Here is a 23438-nt window from a genome sequence, read left to right as displayed (position 1 = left end):
TTGAACCCTGAAGAACAGTTTAAGGAGCTTTCGAAGAATCATGTTTCACTAATTTCTGAAGAAGAGCTTCTTGGAAAACTTAAGAATAAGCGGTCGTTGAGGGTTAAACTGGGAGTTGATCCATCTAGACCGGACTTACATCTTGGTCATGCGGTGGTCCTGAGGAAGCTTCGTCTCTTTCAGGATTTCGGGCATCAAGTGGTGTTGATCATCGGAGACTTCACTGCGAGGATCGGCGATCCTTCGGGGAGATCAAAGACCAGACCCATGCTTTCAAGGGAAGAAGCGAGACTGAACGCTGAATCCTACAGCAAGCAGGCGTTCAGGATTTTGGACAGAGATCGCACCGAGATTAGGTTCAACTCGGAATGGCTTGACCCAATGAGTTTTGAGGATGTGATTCGTCTTTCTGCAAAGTATACTGTGGCCAGAATGATGGAAAGGCATGATTTCGCCAGGAGATACGCTGATAACGAACCAATTGCTGTCTCGGAATTTCTCTATCCTCTTGCGCAAGCTTACGATTCTGTCGTTGTTAAAGCCGATGTAGAGATCGGCGGCGATGATCAATTTTTCAACCTTGTTGTTGGCAGAAAGATACAGGAAGAGTACGGACTTGAGGCTCAGGCAATTCTCACCGTTCCTTTGATCGAAGGGACAGATGGAAAGCTGAAGATGTCGAAGAGCTACGATAATTACATAGCTTTTGATGATTCTCCGAGGAACATGTTTGGCAAGGTTATGTCAATTCCAGACTCGCTGATGTCAAAGTATTTCAGACTGTTAACCGATAAAAGCGATCAGGAGCTTGAGGAGATAGATAAGAAACTCCAAGATAAAACAGTGAATCCAAGAGATCTGAAACTAGAATTGGCTGTGGAGATCACTTCTCAGTTCTTTGATAGAGAGACTGCCGAAAGCTCAAAAGAGGAGTTTATAAACATTTTCCGAAATAAGGAGCTTCCTGAGGAGATGCCGGAAATAAAACTTGTGGAAGACAGTATTTCAATTGTCGATCTTCTCGTTTCTCGTGCTAAGATTCAATCAAGAAGCGAAGCAAGAAGATTGATAGATCAGGGTGGAGTGAGAATAAATGATCAAGTACTAGAAGATATCCATTCAGTTCTTGAGATTTCCGATGGTGATGTTCTTAGAATCGGAAAGAAGCGTTTCTATCGCCTTGTTAAGTGCTGAATACTCTTGAATATAGACGCATTTTTACTGTATAATTAATACGTAGTTTGCTGTAGAAAATGACAACATTTTGAAAGGGGGTAGGATCCATGAAGAAGCTTTCTATACTGGCACTTGTCGTTGTTGCTTTTGCAGCCCTAACTCTGGGTGTAGAGTACAGCGATTTGTCAGAGAATCACTGGGCCTACGATAGCGTTATTAAGACGACATCCGGTGGATTGTTCATTGGTTTCCCTGATGGCACATTCAGAGGTACTGAATTTGCTACGCGTTACCAGCTTGCCATGACTCTTGCCAGGTTCATGGATTATTCTGATGCCGGGGATGCTAAACTTCAGGAAGTGGTATTTTCCCTCACTAAGAAAGTTGCGGGACTCTCCCTGGAGATCTCTGACAACAAGAAGAATTTGGTTGACTTAACGGCGGAACTGAGGGCTCTTGAAGCAACTGTCGCATCTCTGAAACAGAGTTCAGTAACAGGGGATTTCGTGTCGCTTAAGACTTTTGACGACACAGTTGCATTTCTCTATGATGAGATCGACAGACTCTCTGAGGAAGCAGTAAGCGCAAATGAGGGTATTGAACTCATTAATGAGAAGCTGAAAGCGTTGACAGGCGTTCCCTCGGACATTGAGGCTCTAAAGAATAGGGCCACCGACCTTGAAGTAACGGTTAAACTCCTCGGACAGGCGATTGCCAACATGAAGAAGAATGAAACTGCTCAAGAAGCTGATTTCGCTGCGCTTGCCTCAAGGGTCGATGTTTCCGAAAATGTTATCAATAGCTTGACTTCTGACCTATTTGCACTAAGGAGAGGGATGGCTACGAAGGCTGATCTTGCCGATTTGGAAGCGAGACTGACGGGCGAAATGCCTGATCTCGAGCCTTTCGTGACCAATGAGGAGTTAAATGACAAGCTTTCAGTAATGTACACGCGGATCCTCATGATTCAGGACAGCATTGCCAAGATGCCCGAAGTCAAGTACTACGACTCAGAGATAGTTAAACTGGAGTCGGCTATCTTTGATGCGGAAGAAATGCTAGAAGTTGCTTTCGATCAGGTTGACTTGAACATTGCAAGACTTGACGACTTGGACGGAAAGCTTGCTGAAATTAAAGCTGATCTCTCAACGAAAGCAATGGCGAGCGATGTCGATCCGATTAAGGCAAGAGTAACGGATCTCGAAGTAACAGCTAAGATGCTTAGCAATGCTGTGATGGCTGCGAATAAGCGGATTGCAGAGTTGAACTATGTGACTCCTGATCAGCTGACAGCAAAAATGAATTTCCTTTACAAGAAACTTGGACTCACAGAAGAGAGACTGAAGGCAGAGATCGGAATTCTCGGTAATGAGCTATCCTCGCTGAGAAGTGACGTTTCCGACAACTACGAGATGTTAGAAGTCGCCTTCGATCAGATTGATGCCAACATCGCAGTTCTTGACGAACACGCCGATATGATCGCTTCTATCGAAGGTATAACAACTTCTCTTGAGGGAAAAGTTGGAGTTCTCGAGGAAGAAGTCGACAGTCTGAAGAGCATTACCAACACAATGGCCATTCAAATGTTTAAGCTCGACAGGAGCAAGGCAGACAAGACTGCTCTTGCAGCTGCAGAAACGAGGATCTCTGCGCTCGAAGAGAACGACGTGGCCTTGGAAAGCAAGATATCGGCTCTGGAAGAGATACAGAAGCAGAATGTGATCAATACAAATGCAGCTATTATTCTTTCTTTTGTGGCACTTGCATTTGGAGCGGTAGGTTTAATCCTGAAATGATCTCTCTGTGCAACTTAGCAACACGTGTGTTTGCTTTTGTTACATGAAATGTGGTATATTTACGTTATGCGCATCACCAAAAACCAAAAACACTCTTATAAAGGGGGTAAGTGTGCATGAAGAAGCTTGTTGGAATCTTAGTGGTACTTCTGGCCATCTCGGTCGCTTTCTCGGCTACCATAACTTTGAGCCCTACAATCAAAGGTACGCTCTGGGGCCATGCGGAACTTAACAAGGATGGGCTAAATACCGCACTCGGAATCAAGGACTTATCAGTTAGTTTCGGTGCCAAGGCAGACGTTTCGGACATCACTCTCAGTTTGACCATTACACTTCCATCTGACAAGACCACAGTTGTCCTGAATTCTTTCACTGCGGAGAATGATGCGGCGTCTTTAAGCTGGTACGCTGCGAAGTCTTTTGCTGGTGGAACAAATGCAAATCCAGGTTTGAAGTGGTTCAAGTGGTATGATGACAACGCGGCAAATGTCACAATGGCTTTGGTGCTCAAAGACCTCGGGTTGAGCATTGGTACCCAAGAAGCTGCTACGGACAAGATTGCATTGTTCGGTTCATGGGATATATTCTCTTTTGCCGCTCAGACAGGTCTTGATGCTCTTAAGTGGGGCGGAGATGTAATTGCCGAGGCGACTCTAAAGCCATTGGCAGGACTAGTTATTTCTGGCGGCGTGAAGGCGACGGATCTTCTAGGTGCAGCTACATTCAATTATGTAGTAGATGCAAGTTATGAGTTCAGCATTGGTCTGCTTTCACTCAATCCTTACGCAAGATATTCAGACACACTAGGCCAGTACGCTGGACTCGGAGTCGCGTATGAAATAGGGGTTCTCGAGATCACAGGTGACGTGATGTATGATATCGAGGCAAATGCAGTTGAGACCTGGATTCAGCCCGTTATTTCCAAGGATGGAATCGGTTGGGCAGGCGTGAAGTTTGGTTACGACTATGATTTCGGAGCCACAACCCAGACTATGACTTTAGGATTCTTAGTGAAGTCAAACGGTTGGGCAGCTGGACCTGTCAGTGTTGACCTTTATGTGGGATCCGGCTATTACAATACGTTCTACGCAAATGGAGCAAGGAAATTCGGTGCAGAGATCATTGGCGATGTTCTTGCCGATGTTAAGGACATATCAGTCTATGGAAAGGCAGCTCTCGATCTTGCGATGGGCGATTTTAAACCTTCTATCACAGGAGCTGCTGGATACTATTTCCTCGACGGCTCGAAGGAACTTGTTCTAGGTTTGAGTTTCCCTGTCCTTATTGATGGGTTCAACTTTGAAGCAGGGGTCGATGTGTTTGATCCAGCAGACACCTGGTTCGCCGGTCTCTATTACAATTACAAGTTCTGATCTACGTTTTATACAACCGGCCCAACACGGGCCGGTTTTTTTTAGGTGAGAGCATGAGAGGAATATATATATTTCTGGGAAATCTTTTGATGATAGTTGCGGTAGTCATAGCACTCTTGTTTGGAGGTGGGCAGGTTGTCAATGCTTTGCTGGATGGAAAGAGCATTGATATAGACATTATGGACTTTCTCTTTCCATTTGCTCTGTTTATTACCGGTTTCTTCCTTCAGTATTGTTCTCTTGCTAAGAGAATTGCTCTGCCGATCTTTGAAGAGCTGCTGCTTGCCGCCACTCTGTTTCTATATATCAGAGATAGCCTTGCAGGCGGCTTCACCTGGTGGCTGACTCCTCTGAGAGACTACATCCCCTCTTCTCTTGCCTTTACGATTATTGGCTACCTGTTGCCGGGAGTAATCGTCTTTGTCATGGCGACGCTAATAGTACTTATGATCATAGTCTCTGGAGAAAAGGAAGAGGAGTAGAGAGGCTAACTTTCAAGAAGAGTATCGCTTTGGCCTGTGAACTGGTGGAAAACAGGAAATAATCAGACTTGACTTGTTCGAGGAGTGATTGTGAGAAACATCTATCACTCAATGATCGACTTCATCGGGAAGTCTGAGAAGTCTAGAGTTGATGCTCAATCGATTTTGAACGCTTACTTGTTAGGGCTTATAGAATTAGCAACTTTCAATAATGTGATTACAAGTATTGTCAGACTATGTTGGTGTGTTTTACTTCCGATAAGACTCCCCCGGCTGCTATGATCTCACTTAATATTGAAAAAGGGTCGAAGTAACATTTCAACTAGCTTCAATACTTCTTAGAAGACCGATAGAGCTTTCAGAAAAAGTACTTTCTGAACCAGTATAGGTTTGTGGATAAGGATCAGCCCTTTCTGTCTGTTGAAAGAGAGGTGATTATCTTCATCATTAGGCAGGTCAATAAGATGACTGAGATCGTTTATGTATATGAAGCCAGATCTTATTGGGACAAGTATAAGAAACAGCCAAGGAATTAGCAGGTGTTATTGGAAAGATAGACCCCAAGACAGGTGAATTCATTCTACCTAAATTGGATCCCAAGCAAGCAGCTGTGAGAGATCCGAGCTTGACTGCAACTGCTAGGATACTCGGTCGCTCACTTATACTGGACAGTATAATTGATGATGCTCACTTTATCAAGATTCTTAGCAGCAAGCTATCGACTGGACTGGACTGCAATATGCTTTCTAGATAAAGGTAATCTCTCCGATTATGTCAGGGATTCCCGAAAGAAAGCCGAAAAATACTTCACGGAGGATGGCCTACTCCGTGTCTGTGTCTTTAGACTACCTCTTTTTCATTCGGAATCTGCATAACTAGATTTCGCCCCAAGCTTGAGGTGCATCTCTTATGAGAACAAACATTGTTTTTGACTGCTGGGAAGAGAGAAGGAGCGGCTAGAATTTACAGAGTGGAGTTACTGTTATTGTTTTCGCGAACCTGAAAGACCTGGTTACACAAACCCGTTGCTTCTGACGAGAATGTCTTATCTTCTGAAAACGAGTCCGTGGGGGATAAAATATCGCTTAAAGAAAGCGGGTCATTCGACCCGCTTAAAATCAATCTATTAGCTTCTTATAGGTTTAGTACCCTAGAGATCTGGGATCGAGAGCATCTCTCAGTGCATCTCCGAGGAGGTTGAAGCCCATAACAACTATGAATATGAATATCCCCGGTATTAGTAACCAGGGAGCTTCTGTCATTGCCTTTATACTTTGTGCCTGCGACAACATCAATCCCCAGCTTGCCGAAGGTTCAGTTATTCCCAGCCCAAGGAAACTTAAGCCTGCTTCTCCAAGAATATATCCGGGTATCGACAGAGTTGCTGCAACGATAATGTACGTTGCCGTGTTCGGGATTATGTGCCGTAAAATAACTCGTGATGATGGATAACCCATAGCAACGGCCGCTTGAACGAACTCTGTCTCTTTCAGTCCCAGAACCATGCCTCGGATTACCCTTGACATCCCGGGCCAACCAATAAAACTCAGAATTACAACTATCAAGAGATAAGTCATATGCGAAGGTATGCTTGTAGGTAGAATCGCACGCAGCGAGATCAAGAGATAGAAACTGGGTATCGACATCAGAACCTCGGTGACCCTCATGAGAATTTCATCGGTAATACCACCAAAGTATCCGGCGGCACCTCCAATCGAAAGTCCAAGAGAGAAAGTGATAAGTATGGCAAGAAGTCCAATACTCATAGAGATTCTAGACCCAGCAAGAATCCTCGAGAATACGTCCCTTCCGTATCTGTCTGCCCCAAACAACAAGAGTTTCGATGGCTGGTCTGTTCCAAATAAGTGAATGTTAGTTGGAAATAACCATAAGAGCTTGTAATCCCAGGACTTGGCGAAGAACTTGATCGGGTACTTAACAGTTTCGTACTCTGTAATTTCGGGTTCGACGACTACTCCAAGAAGATTAGGTGAGATTTCAAGCTCGGCTAGAAACTCCTTTGCTAGCTCAACGTCTTCTCCATCAATGTCGATAACTTCATTGTAAATACTTATAGCCTCGAGAACAATGTCCTTGATTTCTGCTTCCTTTTGAGCAAACACTCTGTGAAGAGAACGCTCAGTTACGACTTTTACTGGCGACCCAATCCTTTGAAGTTCTCTGAACCTGCTTGGGCTAAGGGAATCTATGGTGGTTCTATTAGAAGTCTCACTGACCATCATCTTTTCGAAGAGCTCCAGTTCGCTCAGCTTGATGTTCTGGATAACCGAGTAGTCGGGTTGTCCCAAATTAGCCCTATTGCCTTCTGCGTCAAGAGCATATCTGACCGTTTTTATGGTAAGAAATATATCTATTACCCCGTCTTCACCCTTTGTGAAAGTGGTTTCTGTGCCAGTTGACCTATCCAACGCAGTGATCGAACCTATAGAAACACCTTCAACAAATGTTGTTCTGTACGTTTCGGGGTCTCTTTCCATTACCCAGGCGTAAATGTAAGGAGCAGTAAGCTTACCGCTCTCGTCGGTCCAATGAACTCTTGAAGGTGGCGCAAAAGAAAGTCCCTGTGTCTGTTCATAAGGGTTGGTAGGGGACAAGAAGTCGGCCAGCAATGCTATGACGTACATGATTATCAGGATCCATAAAGAAATCATCCCCAACTTGTGTTTTCTCAAAGCTCTCCACACAAGCTGCCATCTACTCATGTACTTTACTTCAAAGAGGTCTTCTTTACTGACTTCAGCACTTTTCAATGTATTGTTATCATTGGTTTTTTTCTTCTTCATTTTACACCCCTCAGCTCAGTCTATAACGAATTCTGGGATCGACCCATGCAAGCAGAAGATCGGCCAGCAGATTGCCGACTACCAGAAGGACAGCAGAAAGGAGCAACGTGGCCATGACAAGGAACAAATCCTGAGCATTCAGGGCTTCAATGACTAGTCTTCCCATTCCTGGCCAACCGAAAACCGTCTCTGTAAGAACTGCACCGCCGAGCAAACCAGAAAGTGCATATCCAAACATTGTGACTATAGGATTGATAGCATTTCGAACTGCGTGCTTGTAGATAACGTTCTTCTCAGGCATTCCCTTTGCCCTAGCAAAAAGAACATAGTCTTGCCTCAGCTGATCGAGCAACTGACCTCTCATTTGCCTCATCAGACCGGCAAGTCCAGAAGTACCCAAGGTGACCATTGGTCCGACCACGTGCCAGAGATAATCACCGATCTTGCCGATAATACTCAGTTCGTTGAAGTTTTGCGAGATCAATCCTCCTATTGGGAACCACCCTGTCTTCGCCGCCATAAAGAGCCATAGCAAAGCAAAGAAGAAGTTTGGAATAGAAATACCAATGAATGCAAGGAAGGCAAAAGCCTGATCACTGGGCGAGTATTGATGAAGGGCTGAATATATGCCAAGAGGAATGCCGATTCCCCAGGTAAAAATCAGTGTGGTGATGCTAAGCAGAAGAGTTGCTCCCAGTCTCCTGAAAACCAGTTCGAAGACAGGAATCCTGTAACTAAATGAATAACCGAAATTCCCTGTAAGAACGTTGCCCAACCACTTGAAATACTGCACGAAGACATTCTGATCAAGGCCAAACTGATTCTCAAGAACCTTTATCTGATCTCTCGAAATAGAAGGGTTTAACCTGTATGCATCCAAGAAATCACCGGGGGCAGCGGATATAATCATGAAGGCCAGTATAGAGACTCCGAGCAGAACCGGAATTGCTAGAATCAGCCTTCTAACTATATATTTCAGCACCTTATTCCCTCCTCAAAACTCACACTAAGTCTCTCGATGATACGAAAAGCGGGAGGGAAACCCTCCCGCAACGAGAATCAAGATATTACTCTTTCCACCAGCCTTCTAACTGGAATAGCAGGCCTGTTGCAGGTGTTAGTTTTTCGACCGGCATCTTAATATTGTTCTTGTAGACATAAAGGAAGTTCTGTGCAATTGTGAACACAATTGGCTGATACTCAGCAAAGAGCATCTGGAATTCAGCAAATAGGTCATATCTGTCTTGTGGATCAACCGCTGACGTCTGGAGTCTGTAGATTTCATCGACTCTCTTCTCCCAGTCGGGGAGAATGTACATGTCCTCAGTTATGTGATCGTCAGGATTGTAGTCCGGAGGATAGTTCCAGAAGTGCAGTCCGCCGTCAAGCCTGTAAACGTTCCAGCCTGTTCCGGGGTCAACACTACCGGTGAGTCCAATGACGACAGCGTCGTAAGTTGCGTCGTTAAGTCTTGAAACAACGGTATTGAAGTCAATAGGTCTGAAATTGACCTTAATTCCAAGTTTTGCAGCCCCATCGACGATGATGTTGCTTATTGCCTCTCTGACTATGTTTCCAGCATTTGTAGTGAGCTCAAACTCAACCGGGTTTCCATTTGCATCAACACAGGTTCCATTTGGAAGCCAGTCGAAGCCGCCTCTTCTGAGTTCGAGTCTGGCTCTTGTTATCGAGTACTTGTAATCGAATTTCTCGATTTCAGGGTAGTAGAAACCGCTTGACGGAGAGACCGGACCGTATAGAGGAGTGCCAAGCCCATTGTATAGAGATTCAATTATAGCGTCTCTATCCATCGCGTAGACGAAAGCTCTTCTGAACCCATCGTTTCTGAACCATTCTCGCTTAACGGGATCTGGGTTGTTGAAGTTGAAGGTAATAAACTGCGAGCCGAGAGCGGGACCACCGACACCGGTTATCCAGCCCTTATCTGCGGCCATTTCTGCTAGCCTTGGGAACTGCTCGGCAGTCGGTCCGTAGAGATCGATCTGTCCTGCTTCAAATCTGAGCAGAGAGGTATTCTGGTCGGCGAGAAGCTCGTAATTCAGCTTATCGAAGTAGGGCAATCTTACACCGTTGCCATCGACTTTCCAGTAATATGGATTTCTCTCGAAAACGATTCTGACGCCTTCGACGTAATCCGTAATCACAAAGGGCCCCATTCCAACAAGCTTGTCAAAGTCAGCGATCGTCCAGAATTCCGGATAGGTACCGTTGGCGACAACTTCCTCGAGCACATGTTTTGGCATGATGGGGCGGAAGCCGATCTGCCTAAGGGCCGTTACCTGGGGAACTGTCCAGGTGAAGGAAATTGTGGTGTCATCTACAATTTCTACAACCGGTAGCTGGTCGTTAGAATCCAGATAGGACCCGTTGCCGTTTGCCGTGTTTTCCGGGACAAAGGAAACATTTACGAATGTCCAGTAAACATCGTCAAGTGTGAATGGTGCTCCATCGGACCACTGAATGCCCTCCCTTATCTGCACGAAGAAAGTCAATCCGTCATCAGAGAACCACCAGTCTTTTGCAAGACCGGGAAGCGACGGCATACCACCCTCATCGGCTTCAATAAGAGTTGCCAGTATGAATCCTAGAGGATCTGTTGAACTAGTTTCCTGTGCCCAGTCATAGTTAAATGTCTTTGGATCTCCCAAGCCCCAGTAATAGAAAGTACCTCCGGGCTTGCCGTTCCATGTCTCTTCTACGTGATACTCGGGAGCTGCGAAAAGGATTCCAACAGCAATGAGTACTACGAGAAGCACTAAGAGTTTCTTCATTTACTTTCCCCTCCTTGTTCATGAGATGTGGAATAAAGATGGCACGCAACATAATGGTTTTCATCCGCCTTGAACATGGGCGGATATTCCTTGGTACAAATATCCATTCTGTACTTGCATCTCGGATTGAAGAAACAGCCAGACGGTCTGTTTATTGGACTGGGAACCTGTCCGCCAACCAGGTCTTTCCGGTTACGTTTCTTCTTTGGATCGGGTATTGGAGCAGCCGCCAGGAGCGCCTTTGTGTAAGGATGCAATGGGCTGCTGAAGATCGACTCACTATTGCCCTGCTCTACGATCCTACCAAGATACATGACAGAGACTTCTTGAGAAATAAACCTTACCAGAGAAAGATTATGAGAGATAAATACATAACCTGCATTGAGCTGCTCCTGCAGTTTCTCAAAGAGATTGACTATCTGAGCTTGAACCGAAACATCCAAGGCAGAAGTCGGCTCATCGAGAACGATGAGATCGGGGTTTACACTGATAGCCCTTGCAACGGCTATTCTCTGCCTCTGACCACCGCTGAACTGGTGCGGATATCTGTCCACGTGATATTGCTTAAGACCGACTTTTACAAGCAGTTCCTTCACCATTTCAACTGCTTCGTCAAGGTCTTTAGCAAGTTTGTGAAAAAGAAGTGGTTCAGTTAACATCTGCCCAACTGTCATCCTTGGATTCAGAGAAGACATTGGGTCCTGAAATACTATCTGTGCCTTTTGCCTGAGAAGCTTCTTCTTGTGATCTGACTTATCAAATAGAATATCGATTGCCTTGGAAGAGTCCTTATTGACACTATTGTAGATCTCGTACATCTTCTTTTCGAAAGGCTCAAAACCAACTCCGTCACCATTATTAAATTTCTCCGTATCGAAATACTTCTCTTTCAGATACTGTTTTGCCCTTCGCTTCTTCATGAAGTAGAAAGTGGTGTCTTCTTCATCAATAAGCATTTCTCCATCAGTCACTTCATGAAGGCGGATAATCGACTTACCGATTGTAGTCTTGCCACAACCTGATTCTCCAACTATACCGATTGTCTTTCCTCTATCTACCGAGAAAGACACATCATCAACTGCCTTGACGAATCCTACGACTCTCTCGATGAGGAAACCTTGCTTGACTGGAAAGTATTTTTTCAGATTTCTAACTTCAAGAAGCTTCATTCTTGAGCCTCCTTGACCAGCAATACTTTGTTAGTAATTGGGTTCCAGCATCTGACGAAATGATTATCCTTCATTTGCTCAAGCTGTGGCATCTCCTTGTAGCATCTATCAACCGCTCTTGAACACCTTGGAAGGAAGGGACAGAGATTCGGAGGATTCAACATTACTGGCGGCTGGCCAGGGATAGGTAATAGCTTATCTTGCTTTATGTCGAGTCTAGGAATGCACTCAAGAAGTGCAAATGTATATGGATTCATTGGGTTTTCGAAAACCTCAAGAGAATCAGCCATTTCCATTTGATAGCTTCCATACATAACGCTGATTCTCGTAGCAATTTCAGCGATTACTGCGAGATCATGGGTAATGAAAATCATGCTGCTGTTGAACTGCTCCTGAAGATCCTTCATCAGTTCTAGAATCTGAGCTTGAACTGTCACGTCTAGAGCTGTTGAAGGCTCATCGGCAACCAGGATTTCAGGATCGCACGACAGCGCTATCGCTATTACTACCCTCTGGCGCTGTCCCCCGGAGAGTTGAAAGGGATAATCATCGATTCGTTCGGAAGGCTTAGGAATTCCTACCTGTTCGAGAAGCTTTATCGATCGTTCTCTTGCTTCCTCTTCGGTAACTTTCTTGTGATGAACAATGGTCTCTATCATCTGGTTACCAACTGTGTACATCGGGTCAAGGGAGGTCATAGGGTCTTGAAAGATCATCCCTATGTGTTTGCCCCTGACTCTGGAGAAACTATCTTTCGGAAGCTTTGCCAAGTCAATATAATCCTTTTCACCGCTCTTACTGAATTCGTCGGTTAAAAAGAGAATCTCGCCACCAGCAATGAAGCCTGGGTTATCAACCATTCCGGCTATTGTTTTGACTGTTACGCTCTTTCCAGAACCGGTCTCTCCAACTATTCCTAAGACATCATCTCTATAAAGATCAAAAGAGACATCTTGAACGGCCTTAACAACTCCTTCTGCCATACTGAAATGAGTAGATAGATTCCTTATCGAAAGGATTGGCCTTTCCTGCAACCAAATCACCCCATATTCATTTTTCACGAATTATACCCACGGAGTTTAAGTAAAAGCTTACTGTATAATTATTACATATATTTGCACTTAATATCAAGTGGCTGGGGGCGATGTATGTTAGAAGTAGTAAGGGAAATATGGTTTGGAGAAGGTACTACCTACGTCAAGATATGTTACGGTAATGTGTATGCTGATGGAGAAGCAGGACAACTTGGAGATCGTGGAAAAGTGGACGAACTGGATATCTTGTCAGTAAATGAGTCGAATAATGAGATTCTTATCAAAGTAGATGGAATAATAGATAAGGATAGAGGTGAATCGGTGGACATCAGGATCGATGAGACGAGGAGACGGGACATCTCGCAGCAGCACACTGCGCAGCACCTGTTATCGGCAGTGTTTCTTCGAGAATTGGATGCCGAAACCGTTGGGTTTCAGATGGGGGAAGAACACACGACAATCGACCTTTCGCTTGGTGTTCTCACAGATGATATGATTTTTCATGTTGAGAGAATCTGCAACGATTTGATCGGTGAGAATCTTCCAGTAAAAAGCTTCAGTGTCAAAAGATCTCAGCTTCAGAAGTTGGGATTGAGGAAAGAGATAGATCAGAGAATCAGCGAAAGTGACAAGGACATCAGAGTGATTGAGATTGAAGGGATAGATGTAAGCGCCTGCTCGGGTCTTCATGTTGAGAGGACGGGGCAAATTAGGCTCGTGAAAATCCTGAAACGCGAGAAAGTCAAGGGTTCTCTCACCAGAGTCTTCTTCGCCGCGGGAAATAGAGCCCTAGATGACTATGTCGCAAAACACAATCTCACAACCAAGTCGGCTTTATTTCTCACCTGCAAATACTCCGATCTGCCGAATCGGATCGAATCCTTAATAGGCGAGCTCAAAGCAAGCAATTCGATAATAAGAAGCCTCTCTGAAAGACTAGGTCATTATATAGCGGAAGATATTGATAGATCGCGATCGAGGATTACTTTTCTTGAAGAAGAGGAGAGTGTTCTAGCTGCAATTACCAAATTCGTCACACTGGAAGAGTATCTTATTATTGGAAAGGCAAATGATAGATTCCTGCTTTTTGGTAAAGGCTTTGACTGTCAGGAGGTCCTTACAAGAGTCAAGGAAGAACTGGAAGTTAGAGGTGGTTCTGGTAAGGATAGAGGGCAGTTTCTTTTCGAAGGAGATTTTTCAGCGGTAAAGGAGCTTATTCTAAAGAACTTCTCATAATTGGAAGAGTTGGTGAATGAATTGAAGACGAGAATTCCTCCGAATAGTATTGAATCTGAAGAGGCTGTTATAGGGAGCATCTTGATTGATCCAGATGTGGTCCCGGATGTGATGGAGCTTCTCACAAGTAGGGATTTCTACTCTCGAAAGAACCAGTTGATCTTCTCCGCAATGGAGAAGTTGTTTGATGAGGGGAGTCCGGTGGATATTGTGTCAGTTACTGAAAGACTAAGAACCGGCGGAGTGCTCGAAGAAATGGGAGGCGAAATCGAGCTTGCCAAACTCGCGGATGTCGTTCCAACTTCTGCCAACTTCTTTTACTACGGCAAGACTGTAAAGGAGAAGGCTCTTCTGCGATCGCTGATAACTGCGGCCAGCTCGATAGTTGAAAACGCATATGAGGGAGAAGAAACAGACGAGATCCTTGACAATGCAGAGAAAGCGATATTCCAGATTACAGAGGCGCAGATTTCGAAGACGTATCAGCATATTGGTAAGATAATGCATGAGCTATTCCAGAATCTTGAAAGGCTGAAAGAGAATGCGGTGACCGGTAGGATCACGGGTATCGCATCTGGTTACAGGAAATTGGATGAAGTTACCACAGGATTTAGACCGTCGGATTTAGTTATTGTTGCTGCACGCCCATCGATGGGAAAGACTGCTTTTGCTCTTAGTCTGGCAACCAATATGTCTCTGAGATTTCAGTTGCCAGTAGCTGTCTTCTGTCTTGAGATGTCGAAGGAACAGCTTGCACAGCGACTTCTGTGTAATGTCACTAATTTTGAACTATCTCGCCTCAGGGCAGGAGATATTGGCACTGAAGATTGGAAACGTTTGACAAATGGTGCCAGTACCCTGCAGACGGCTCCTATAATTATAGACGATGAACCATCCCTTGATCCCAGAACGCTCAGAGCAAAGGCGAGGAGAATCAAGATGGAGCACAACGTTCAGGTCATATTTGTCGATTACCTCCAACTGATGCATACGAAAGGCAGATCCGACAACCGTCAGCAGGAGATCTCGGAGATCTCGAGATCTATGAAGCTCCTGGCAAGGGAATTGAACATCACCGTTGTTGCACTTTCACAGCTTTCCAGAGCGGTGGAGCAAAGAGAAGACAAGATGCCGCGTCTTAGTGATCTCCGTGAGTCTGGAGCTATTGAACAAGATGCTGACACAGTGATGTTCCTTTATCGTGATGATTATTACAAAGATAAGAGCGATGTAAGCAATTTTCCACAGGTTACCAAAGTGATAATCGGAAAGCAAAGAAATGGTCCGGTAGGTACCATAGAACTGATGTTCCATCCAAAAACGGCAACTTTCTACGACAAGGCGTTTGAAGAAGAATGATGATAGAAGCAGTTGATTTGACAAGGCGTTTCGGGGATCTAACAGCCGTTGATAATCTGAATCTGAGAGTATCGTCAGGAGAGATATACGGTTTTCTTGGGCCAAACGGCGCGGGCAAGACAACTACAATAAAGATGCTGACCGGAGTAATTGCTCCTAGCTCGGGAAGTATACGAATTGCGGGGCTCGATATTGAAAGAGACCTCATGGAGATCAAACAGATAATATCTGTTGTTCCAGATGAACCTAAGATGTACGAAAATCTAAAGGGAATAGAATTTGTGAAGTTCATAATCGACATATACAAGCTTCAACCCGAAGAGACCATATCAAGGCTTAGAAACCTGGCAGACGCGTTCAAGATCGATTACCTTGGAAAGTACATAGGAGATTACTCTCATGGGATGAAGCAGAAACTCATGGTTGCCATTGCTCTCATGAGAGAATCATCTGTGATATTCCTCGATGAACCTACCGTTGGTCTTGATGCCTCAAGCGCAGGGAAGCTGAAAGCATGGCTTAGAAACATTGCAAATAGGGGAGCAACTGTATTCATGACAACTCACGTGCTCGAAGTAGCGGAAAAGATGTGCGACAGAATTGGAATTATCGATAGAGGTAGGATGATCGCCGAAGGCACGCTTTCTGATCTGAAAGAAAGCTTCGGCAGTGTGGAGTCAAGTCTTGAGGATCTCTTCCTGGACATTACCGGTGATAACGGTGTGAAGGCCGTGATAGAGAGTCTGGAGGAGGAAGAGTGAGGGTTTTTCTGACATTTCTGCACGAGATTCTTGTTGGATCGATAGCAATCTCTCAGCTCTTCTTCTGGGAAGCCTCACTTTCAGCCGGATTGATGCCTTTATCGATTCTTATGGGAATAGTCGTCTACAGACAGGAGTTTGAAAAGAACATATGTTCAAAAGATATGCTTACTGATAGTGCAAAGGGAGTCTTAAAGAAGCCATCTGTCCTGATACTCTTGATTTCGTTGTTGATCTGCTGGAGCAGGAGTCTCTTTTCGATTCTTGGTTTTGTTTCATCTATGGCCTTAGTGATCTCACTCGCTTCGTTTTCCTTTCTTCCATTTAGAAAGCTGAGGAGAATAGAGGAGAAATCTGTAGCGGTCTTCATTGCAGCTACCACGCTTATAACAGGTTGGGTATTTCCGTCAATTCTGAAATCTTCGCTGTTTACCAGCGGATATCTTCCTTCTTTCTGGCTTCTCCAAATTGCCTCTGGCGACGTTACTGCTTTCATCCTTGTTGTTGTTTTGTCCCTATGGCTTATTAGAATCAGATATCGATTCGACAAGAAAGGCTAAGATTACAAGCAAAACATGAGCTTAACTATAGTCGGCTTTCTAAGTAGTAAAATCGTTATGAGAAACCATTGAAAGGAGCTGAACAATAAATGCAGATTTCACTTGATCAATTCTTGGGTGCGATAATGTCCAGAGTAGATAATCTTGAGGCAACCATAGATGATCTGAGACTCAGAACAAACATCGCTATGCGTTTGGTAAAGTCGGCCGTTCCTCAGCTAACGAAAGATGATGTTGAGAGGGCAGTAAGTGAAGAGCTGGAGGTAACGAAAGAAGCAGGAATGATGGAAGAAAACGACGAAATAGAGGCGATTTCTGAGAAGCTTACAGATAGTATCTATGGGTGGCTTGAAGGGGACGTATCTGAACTCAGAGAGAAAATGGATGCCTACAGAAAGAAGCTTCAGGAAGCTATGGAAGCTGAGAAGAGCAAAGTAATCGATGTCGCTCCTGCCGGTTTTGTTAACCAGCTTGGTCAGGAGATAGGTAACAAGAAGGGCAAGATAATTTTCTAGAACCATGGTTGCGGAGAGCTAGTAATGACTGAGGCGCTTTTGCGCCTCAGTTTTCAATATATCCTTTAAGAAGCTTCAAAGTATTTTCGAGCGCTCTGTAATGAGTCCTTTCGTATCCATGAGAGGCTTCAACTCCGGGACCGACTAGTCCAAACCTGACATCGTATCCGGCTCTCAGAGATGCTTCCACATCAGATCCATAAAAGGGATAGATGTCTACTGAGTATTCGGCTTTCACTTTCTTTGCAGTTTCGATCAATCCCTTAACGATTGAGTGATCGTAAGGTCCACCCGAATCCTTAGCACATATCGAGACCACAAATTCATCGGTCTTCAGAGTATCGCCTATCGCTCCCATATCAACAGAGATTATCTCTTCGCAATCATCTGGCATCGCAGCCGATGCGCCATGTCCTACTTCTTCATAGTTCGAGAAAAACAAGTAAGTTTTTCTTCCGCAGATCGCTTCGCCAGAAGAGACTTTCTTTGCTAACTCTAGAAGGATTGCTGCGCTTGCTTTGTCATCAAGATGTCTTGACTTCACAAAACCACTATCGGTAACCATCACTCTAGGATCAAATGAAACGAAATCCCCTGCTTCAATACCAAGGTTTTTAAGATCTTCTTCGCTTCTTACCAATTCGTCTACCCGGATTTCCATATTTGATATCTTGCGTTCAAGAGTCCTTGCGTTTTCAAAGACATGAACGGAAGGTGATATGGACTGGATTGTTCCCGTGAAGGATTTTCCAGTTTTCGTGTGAATTACGCAGTTCTCGTTTTCAATGCTATTCATTGTGAATCCGCCAACGTTGGTTATCTCTAACCGGCCATTCGGCTTCAGGGATTTAACCATAGCCCCAAGCGTGTCAACGTGTGCAGCCAACACCAGAGGTCTTCCTTTGCCGCCGAGCTCTGCCACCAGAGCTCCCTTTCTTGTTCTTCGCGGACTGAACCCCAATTCCTGCAGTTCAGACTCAAGATAGCCAACAACGGTGTTGGTGAATCCGGATGGACTTGGTATGTTGGCTAGATCGACTAGTTTCTTCACAATGTACATCTCGCTGTATTTCAAGTAACTCCCTCCACTTCTATCTGAGCATACCTTTGACAATCATATCAGTGGCTTCTTCCTCGCTCAACCCTTTTGACATCAAGGTTTCCATCTGCTTGACATTTACTCTGCCAATAGAGGCTTCGTGTGTCAGTTCGGCCTTCTCGTTTTTTACATACAACTCAGGCATAGTACCTACTTCTACAGAATCGCCCTTAATGATTTCGTTGCACTCAATATGGCCTCTCGAATATGGTGCGTTTCCATAGGCTTTGTTGATGATTTTCGCCTTACTTCTGTCTGTGGCAAAAACAGTAGTTTTTGCAATTCCGGATGAGCCTTCGCCATTCAGATGGAGCTCTTCATCAATTTCGAGATAATCGTCTTCACGCTCATATACTTTTGATTCGATATGCGCTGTAGAATTCTTCTCAAGATTGACGTTCATCTTTACAAAGAGCTTTCCTACTCTAGTCTTGGTAAGATAGAACATATTCTGGAATCTGCCACCTTTTCTAACGACTGTATTGTAGGTTGCCCTAACCGTTACTCCGCCGTCCTTGCTGTGCATGTGAGTGTCTTCGTAGAACATCTCAGCGTTTTCTCCAACATCGGTGTCGGCAACCATCGAGTGCGTGAAATTCACTCCGCTCGGGAATACGCAGTGTGATATGAATTTCGCCCGGGCTCGACTTCCAAGACGGTTGTGAATAAGCACTTCCTGTGTTCCTTCAGGTTTCAGATAACCTGTGCATAGGTGAATAGGGTTTTCGATAACAACGTCATCTTCAATATCGAGCCAGATTTCCACTCCGTTATCCAATTCTTTTGCTCTAACACGGACACCTTCGACCGTATTCCTTCCGATCACTTTGTTCCCGCTCACTATAATAGAGACGATGTCTTTACGCAGAAAATCAGAGACGTTGCCACCTGATTTTTCGTACTCTTTTGCGATAGCAGTGAATTCCCTCTCAAAACTTGATTCAATCATTGGCAAGACCGCCTTCTATAATCGGTTCATTTATGTGCTGACAAGTGTCACAGAGTTTCCTGTAGAAGCTGACAATCTCTTCTGGCTCGCCGGAGGCAATTATTCTTCCCCCACAGAGAAGATATGCTTCATCTGCCATTCGCGCAATCTCTTCACGATGAGTGATGATTATTACTACCGAACCCTTATCCCGCAGTCTTTCAAGAACTTGTTCAATCATCTCCATGGACATAATGTCAATGCCTGAGTCTGGTTCGTCAAGAATCGTTACTCTAGGATTTACCAGAATTATCGAGGCGAGTTCCACTCTCTTTCTCTCCCCTCCACTGAGTGACTCATCGACAAGTCTATCTAGATATTCCTTGTTGAGTCCCACAATTGATAGGGTCTCATCAAGTTCTTCTCTCGAGAGTCTTAGTTTTCCGCCGAGCGTCAGATACTCTTTCACTGTAAGTCCTTTGAACCTGGCCGGTTCCTGCCAACTCAGAGAAATTCCCTTCTTTGCCCTGTCAGATACTGATAGAGTGTCGATTTCTTCGCCATCTAGAAGTATCTTTCCTTCGTAGTCGTTGTGAGATTCTAGCCCCATCAGCACATATGATAGAGTTGATTTTCCTACACCGTTGTTTCCAAGAATCGCGTAAACACGTCCTTTTTCAAAGGAAGCAGTGAGACTGTTCAGAATGTTTCGTTCATCTCGGATTAACTTGACCTCTTTAACTTCCAGCATTTATATACCTCCATCTTCTTCAACACTATCATAAGTCCGATCAATAACGTCAGCAATACCCGAAGTATTACCTGTGTAACACCCAGGTGACGTTTAACGGGTTACCAAAGTGAATAAAGCTGAAGGAACTTCTCGATTTCGTTTAGGGCTGATTCGGCCTTCTCAAGTGCTATTCCTGAGAACTGTTCTTCTTCCATCTCTCTCATAATTAGGGATGAAGTTTCCTCGCTCCAGAAATATACTTCTTCGTAAAGATTGTCGAACCATTCTCTTGAAACGTAATCCTTTAGAGGAGTTAGCTGGCCAATGCTGCCTAATGGGACGACTCGATTCGTTGCTTTCATCGTATTCCAGGCAAAGACCTCTCTCTCTGCTATCTCTTGAACCTTATCCAGTCCATCGAGACCGTAGAGAAGAAGTACGTTTCTTGAATACTCGCCGTAGACGTTGTTGCTTCCCTTCAACCATCCACCAGGGTTGTATTCGATGGCGGTTTCGTAGAGTGTCTCGAGATGCCCTCTCTTAGATTTTGGAAGCTTTCTGATCGAATCTACTAGAGAGGTTAGAGAGCCGCTGTCTGCAACAAAACCTTCGAGTTTCTCCAGTTCTTCTGAGACTCTCTCGGCAGCAGCCATCGCGCGGAAAAGCAAGCTTGCCACATTTCTCACTACCTGAAGATCGGGAGATATCTTTGTGGACCTCAGAAGAGCATCTATCGCATCCAGAGTCACTTGATAGTCGATAAGCAGATTGATATCCAAGACCTCTAGCAGAGCAGAAACATCGGTAGCCGTAAGGTCTGCTCGCAACAAACCGGGTAACTCTCTAAGGTATGAGTGATCGATTTCCAACTCGCTGAGCATACCTCCCGGCGATGTGTCTTCGTTAAGCCAGGTCGAGAAGACATCTTCTCTGGCGAATATCTCTGTGAAGGCATCGGCTAATGCATTGCCCGACATATTGAGCTTTAGACGGAAATCTTCCTTTCTCTGAGCAGTCAAATACATGTATCCTATGTAAGCCTCTGACAAATATTGGCCTCTGGAAATCTCTCTAGATGTCGACAGATTACGCATCGCGGAGTAGAAACTGTTTGACGAGTCCTGCCTCGCCCTTAGAAGCGCTGAAGAAGCAGATCGTAGCTTAGAATCCAGCGCGGATAACGTTGACGCAAAGGCATTTTCTCGTTCTTCAGAAGCCATATGTTGAAGCAACTCTGAGGGTGCCTCAGGATAAGTCTTCTGCAATTCAATCAATCTATCGGGAATATAGTCATCATGTTGAAGATAGGAGTACCTTCCCTCATAGTCCTCAAGATTCTCGATTTCCCTCTTGATACTTCCGATCGAGTTTACTAACTCTGGAATCTGCGGGTTTATGCTTTCAATTCTTCTGTAGTCAATGTAGCCTTTTGTGAAAAGGCCTTCCGCGAAAAACGTTCTACTCATCAGAACTGATGTACTCAGCGCGAATACAACCAGCAGTAGCGGAAGTACCTTTGACATAGGAACAGTGACTCCCTTCGCTTCGGAAAACTCAGGGCTCATGATGAATCCAAAAAGGAAGACAGCTAGTAATGCGTTTGGCATTAGATGACCAGGAAAGGAAAGTACTGAATGAACGAATATTACCAGTAACCCGGCTTCGAGAAAGAGATACTTTGTGACCTTCTCGACAGAGGAGGAACTCTTCACCACCCCGACAGTGTAGAAAAGCATTGCAACTATGAAGGTCATAATTAGGACGATTCCGATTATTCCTGTTTCACTCATCTGCTGAAGATACTCGTTGTGGGTTCGGATGCTGTTCAGACCTGCAACATACATGTACTCTGGCTCTTCAGTCAGTACCTTTCCCATGTTCTCCGTAGAAAGATACTTGTATGATCCGAAGCCTGTACCCAGAAAGGCTGAACTCTCCCACTGTTTGATAGCTGCTTTCCACTGAAGAATTCTGACGTCGACGGAAACGTAGTCGTCAGTGGTATACGTTAACCTCTCAGAGAAGCTGAAACGACCGCTTGTCAAAGGGTTGTCTCCAGAGTAGACGATCATAATTACTATCGTGGAGATAATAAGAAGAATGACAAATAGCCTGCTAAATACAGAAATGAAGGATCTGAGTTTGAACCTCAGAATTGAGAAAATCAAGAAGACTACTAGAAAGACTATCGATATTATTACTGAATAATAGACTGCTCTTGTTTGGCCTATCACTATTACTATCAAGAAAAGTGAGAAGAGTGAAAGGTAGAAGTAGTGCCGAATCTTCTCGTGCTTCCAGATCTTCTTCTTGGAAACGGTTAGAAAAGCAGCTGGAAATAGCAACATTGCCATTAGGTCGGTCGTGAAGTTCACGTTTCCTATAACGGATGAGAGATTTCCTCTTGTGAACGGATTGTTCTCAGTCCCCCAAAGCAAGCCATATCCCGTGTAGAATGAAAATACGGCATCAAAGGCTATGATAAGCCCCGCAAACAGGAAAAGTTGGAGAATAGTCAGTAGAGTTTCCTGTTTCTCTGCCGAGATGAGCAATGAAAAGAGGAGAAAGAGAAGCAGATTCATTGCAAAACCGAGTGAAGTAAGAAAGACGTTTGGCAGCGTGTTCAGAAGTTGGAAGGTAGTCAGACACGCATGGAATCCAAACAACAATGAAAGCAGCTGCGGAAGCGTTACTCTGACACTGCAGGGATTTCTCACAGCTTTCAATGAGAAAGAGACTATGAAGATCGCTATTGAGACCGATGCAAAATAGAACTTAGGTATGCCCATGTCCCAGGTGAAGCCCTTGATTGCGAAGAGCGAAGATCCGAAAACTAGAACAGCAAGAAACAAGAATCTTCCTTTGCGCATTGTGTCCCCTCCCCACAGTCTTCTCTCAGAGCCCCAATTACTGTAAGTGACGAAGACTCATGAGAGAAATTGCTACTCCACTATCGTAACGATTACCTCACGGCTCCTAGGACCGTCAAATTCGCAGAAATAAACGCACTGCCATGTTCCCAGCGCGAGTGAATTGTCTCTGAAAGGTATTGTAACTGAAGAACCAACCAAGGAAGCCTTAATATGTGCATCAGAATTCCCTTCGCGGTGTCTGAATCTATCACTTTTTGGAATGCTTTTTCCCATCCATTCTAAGATGTCCTGAACAACATCTGGATCGGAATTCTCGTTGATTGTTACTCCTGCCGTGGTATGCGGAACAAAGACATTAACAATACCGTGTGAGACCCTCGACTCTCTAACTGACTCAACTATGAAATCGGTAATATCTATCAGCTGATTTCTAAGGCTTGTTTTTACAGCATATCTCATAAGAATCAATGGAAGACCACGTTTGTAATAATTACCACGTATCCGTTGTGCTCTTCAAGCTGAACTTTGACGTTTTCTTCCTTAACCTTATACTTATCGGCAACGTAAGTCTTTATCTGGTGTACCATATCTTTACCGCTATTCTGGAGGATATCTTGAGGGATCACTTCTCTCACCGGTACTGAATACCTCCTGCCACCAGTTATGGAATCAAGTCTATCCTTTGCTTCTTTTCTGCTTCCTTCGGTTTTCTTCTTCTTCCTGAAAAGTCCAAAGAACATACACTTCA

The 23438-nt window shown here is 44.5% G+C and carries 20 protein-coding genes; 9 read left to right on the top strand and 11 right to left on the bottom strand.

The features are described 5' to 3' along the window. The 4 genes from tyrS (at nucleotide 1) to B3K91_RS07535 (ending at nucleotide 4827) form a co-directional block, all read left to right on the top strand. Complete coding sequence (gene tyrS / locus B3K91_RS07550) at nucleotides 1-1194, top strand: tyrosine--tRNA ligase (protein WP_292592148.1); 1194 nt, start codon at nucleotides 1-3, stop codon at nucleotides 1192-1194. Between the two features lie 89 nt (nucleotides 1195-1283). Beyond that, nucleotides 1284-2972: an S-layer homology domain-containing protein gene (locus B3K91_RS07545; protein WP_292592146.1), complete on the top strand. Its 1689-nt coding sequence runs from the start codon at nucleotides 1284-1286 to the stop codon at nucleotides 2970-2972. Nucleotides 2973-3088: 116 nt separating this feature from the next. Then, nucleotides 3089-4345, top strand: coding sequence for a hypothetical protein (locus B3K91_RS07540; protein ID WP_292592145.1), 1257 nt, complete (start codon nucleotides 3089-3091; stop codon nucleotides 4343-4345). Nucleotides 4346-4398: 53 nt separating this feature from the next. After that, the gene (locus tag B3K91_RS07535; RefSeq protein ID WP_214060660.1) at nucleotides 4399-4827 is read left to right on the top strand and encodes a hypothetical protein; all 429 of its coding nucleotides are present in this window, start codon (nucleotides 4399-4401) and stop codon (nucleotides 4825-4827) included. A gap of 1142 nt (nucleotides 4828-5969) precedes the next feature. On the opposite strand, the gene B3K91_RS07530 is transcribed toward B3K91_RS07535, so the two are convergent. From B3K91_RS07530 to B3K91_RS07510, 5 genes are all read right to left on the bottom strand, one after another. Then, on the bottom strand, nucleotides 5970-7631 hold the full coding sequence (locus B3K91_RS07530; RefSeq protein ID WP_214079299.1) for an ABC transporter permease: 1662 nt from the start codon (nucleotides 7629-7631) through the stop codon (nucleotides 5970-5972). 10 nt (nucleotides 7632-7641) lie between these two features. Further along, nucleotides 7642-8613 (bottom strand): ABC transporter permease, encoded by a 972-nt coding sequence (locus B3K91_RS07525; protein WP_214060443.1) that lies wholly within the window; start codon nucleotides 8611-8613, stop codon nucleotides 7642-7644. Between the two features lie 85 nt (nucleotides 8614-8698). Further along, on the bottom strand, nucleotides 8699-10423 hold the full coding sequence (locus B3K91_RS07520; RefSeq protein WP_292588403.1) for an ABC transporter substrate-binding protein: 1725 nt from the start codon (nucleotides 10421-10423) through the stop codon (nucleotides 8699-8701). Further along, the gene (locus B3K91_RS07515) at nucleotides 10420-11592 is read right to left on the bottom strand and encodes an ABC transporter ATP-binding protein (protein ID WP_099830624.1); all 1173 of its coding nucleotides are present in this window, start codon (nucleotides 11590-11592) and stop codon (nucleotides 10420-10422) included. Before B3K91_RS07515 ends, B3K91_RS07520 begins: the two co-directional genes overlap by 4 nt. Further along, the gene (locus B3K91_RS07510) at nucleotides 11589-12575 is read right to left on the bottom strand and encodes an ABC transporter ATP-binding protein (RefSeq protein ID WP_414674584.1); all 987 of its coding nucleotides are present in this window, start codon (nucleotides 12573-12575) and stop codon (nucleotides 11589-11591) included. The genes B3K91_RS07515 and B3K91_RS07510 overlap by 4 nt, the downstream gene beginning before the upstream one ends. A 165-nt stretch (nucleotides 12576-12740) precedes the next feature. On the opposite strand from B3K91_RS07510, the gene B3K91_RS07505 reads away from it, so the two are divergent. The 5 genes from B3K91_RS07505 to B3K91_RS07485 all read left to right on the top strand — a co-directional run bounded on the left by B3K91_RS07505 (nucleotide 12741) and on the right by B3K91_RS07485 (nucleotide 17057). Beyond that, on the top strand, nucleotides 12741-13862 hold the full coding sequence (locus tag B3K91_RS07505; RefSeq protein WP_214060445.1) for an alanyl-tRNA editing protein: 1122 nt from the start codon (nucleotides 12741-12743) through the stop codon (nucleotides 13860-13862). Between the two features lie 12 nt (nucleotides 13863-13874). Then, the gene (gene dnaB, locus B3K91_RS07500; protein ID WP_180979883.1) at nucleotides 13875-15221 is read left to right on the top strand and encodes a replicative DNA helicase; all 1347 of its coding nucleotides are present in this window, start codon (nucleotides 13875-13877) and stop codon (nucleotides 15219-15221) included. Then, nucleotides 15221-15982: an ABC transporter ATP-binding protein gene (locus B3K91_RS07495; RefSeq protein WP_214060446.1), complete on the top strand. Its 762-nt coding sequence runs from the start codon at nucleotides 15221-15223 to the stop codon at nucleotides 15980-15982. Before dnaB ends, B3K91_RS07495 begins: the two co-directional genes overlap by 1 nt. Beyond that, nucleotides 15979-16542, top strand: a complete 564-nt coding sequence (locus B3K91_RS07490) for a multidrug transporter (RefSeq protein WP_214060447.1) — start codon at nucleotides 15979-15981, stop codon at nucleotides 16540-16542. Before B3K91_RS07495 ends, B3K91_RS07490 begins: the two co-directional genes overlap by 4 nt. 89 nt (nucleotides 16543-16631) lie before the next feature. Further along, complete coding sequence (locus tag B3K91_RS07485; RefSeq protein WP_214060448.1) at nucleotides 16632-17057, top strand: hypothetical protein; 426 nt, start codon at nucleotides 16632-16634, stop codon at nucleotides 17055-17057. A 46-nt stretch (nucleotides 17058-17103) separates the two neighbouring features. Here B3K91_RS07485 and B3K91_RS07480 read toward each other — a convergent pair whose 3' ends face one another. From B3K91_RS07480 to B3K91_RS07455, 6 genes are all read right to left on the bottom strand, one after another. After that, complete coding sequence (locus tag B3K91_RS07480; RefSeq protein ID WP_292588418.1) at nucleotides 17104-18132, bottom strand: M42 family metallopeptidase; 1029 nt, start codon at nucleotides 18130-18132, stop codon at nucleotides 17104-17106. Between the two features lie 16 nt (nucleotides 18133-18148). Next, on the bottom strand, nucleotides 18149-19105 hold the full coding sequence (locus B3K91_RS07475; protein ID WP_292592140.1) for a SufB/SufD family protein: 957 nt from the start codon (nucleotides 19103-19105) through the stop codon (nucleotides 18149-18151). Then, on the bottom strand, nucleotides 19098-19835 hold the full coding sequence (locus B3K91_RS07470) for an ATP-binding cassette domain-containing protein (RefSeq protein ID WP_292588422.1): 738 nt from the start codon (nucleotides 19833-19835) through the stop codon (nucleotides 19098-19100). Before B3K91_RS07470 ends, B3K91_RS07475 begins: the two co-directional genes overlap by 8 nt. Before the next feature lie 101 nt (nucleotides 19836-19936). Further along, nucleotides 19937-22687 carry an O-antigen ligase family protein gene (locus B3K91_RS07465; protein WP_292594505.1) on the bottom strand — a complete coding sequence of 917 codons (2751 nt, stop codon included), beginning with the start codon at nucleotides 22685-22687 and terminating at the stop codon, nucleotides 19937-19939. A gap of 72 nt (nucleotides 22688-22759) precedes the next feature. Next, a complete protein-coding gene (locus tag B3K91_RS07460; RefSeq protein ID WP_214061199.1) occupies nucleotides 22760-23149 on the bottom strand; it encodes a secondary thiamine-phosphate synthase enzyme YjbQ in 390 nt (129 codons plus the stop codon). Nucleotides 23150-23154: 5 nt separating this feature from the next. After that, on the bottom strand, nucleotides 23155-23430 hold the full coding sequence (locus tag B3K91_RS07455) for a cell division topological specificity factor MinE (RefSeq protein WP_006491911.1): 276 nt from the start codon (nucleotides 23428-23430) through the stop codon (nucleotides 23155-23157). Between the last annotated feature and the right edge of the window lie 8 nt (nucleotides 23431-23438).

This window comes from Mesotoga sp. UBA5847 (genome assembly GCF_002432735.1).
Lineage (GTDB): Bacteria > Thermotogota > Thermotogae > Petrotogales > Kosmotogaceae > Mesotoga.
This window is presented reverse-complemented; position numbering and strand designations above follow the sequence as displayed.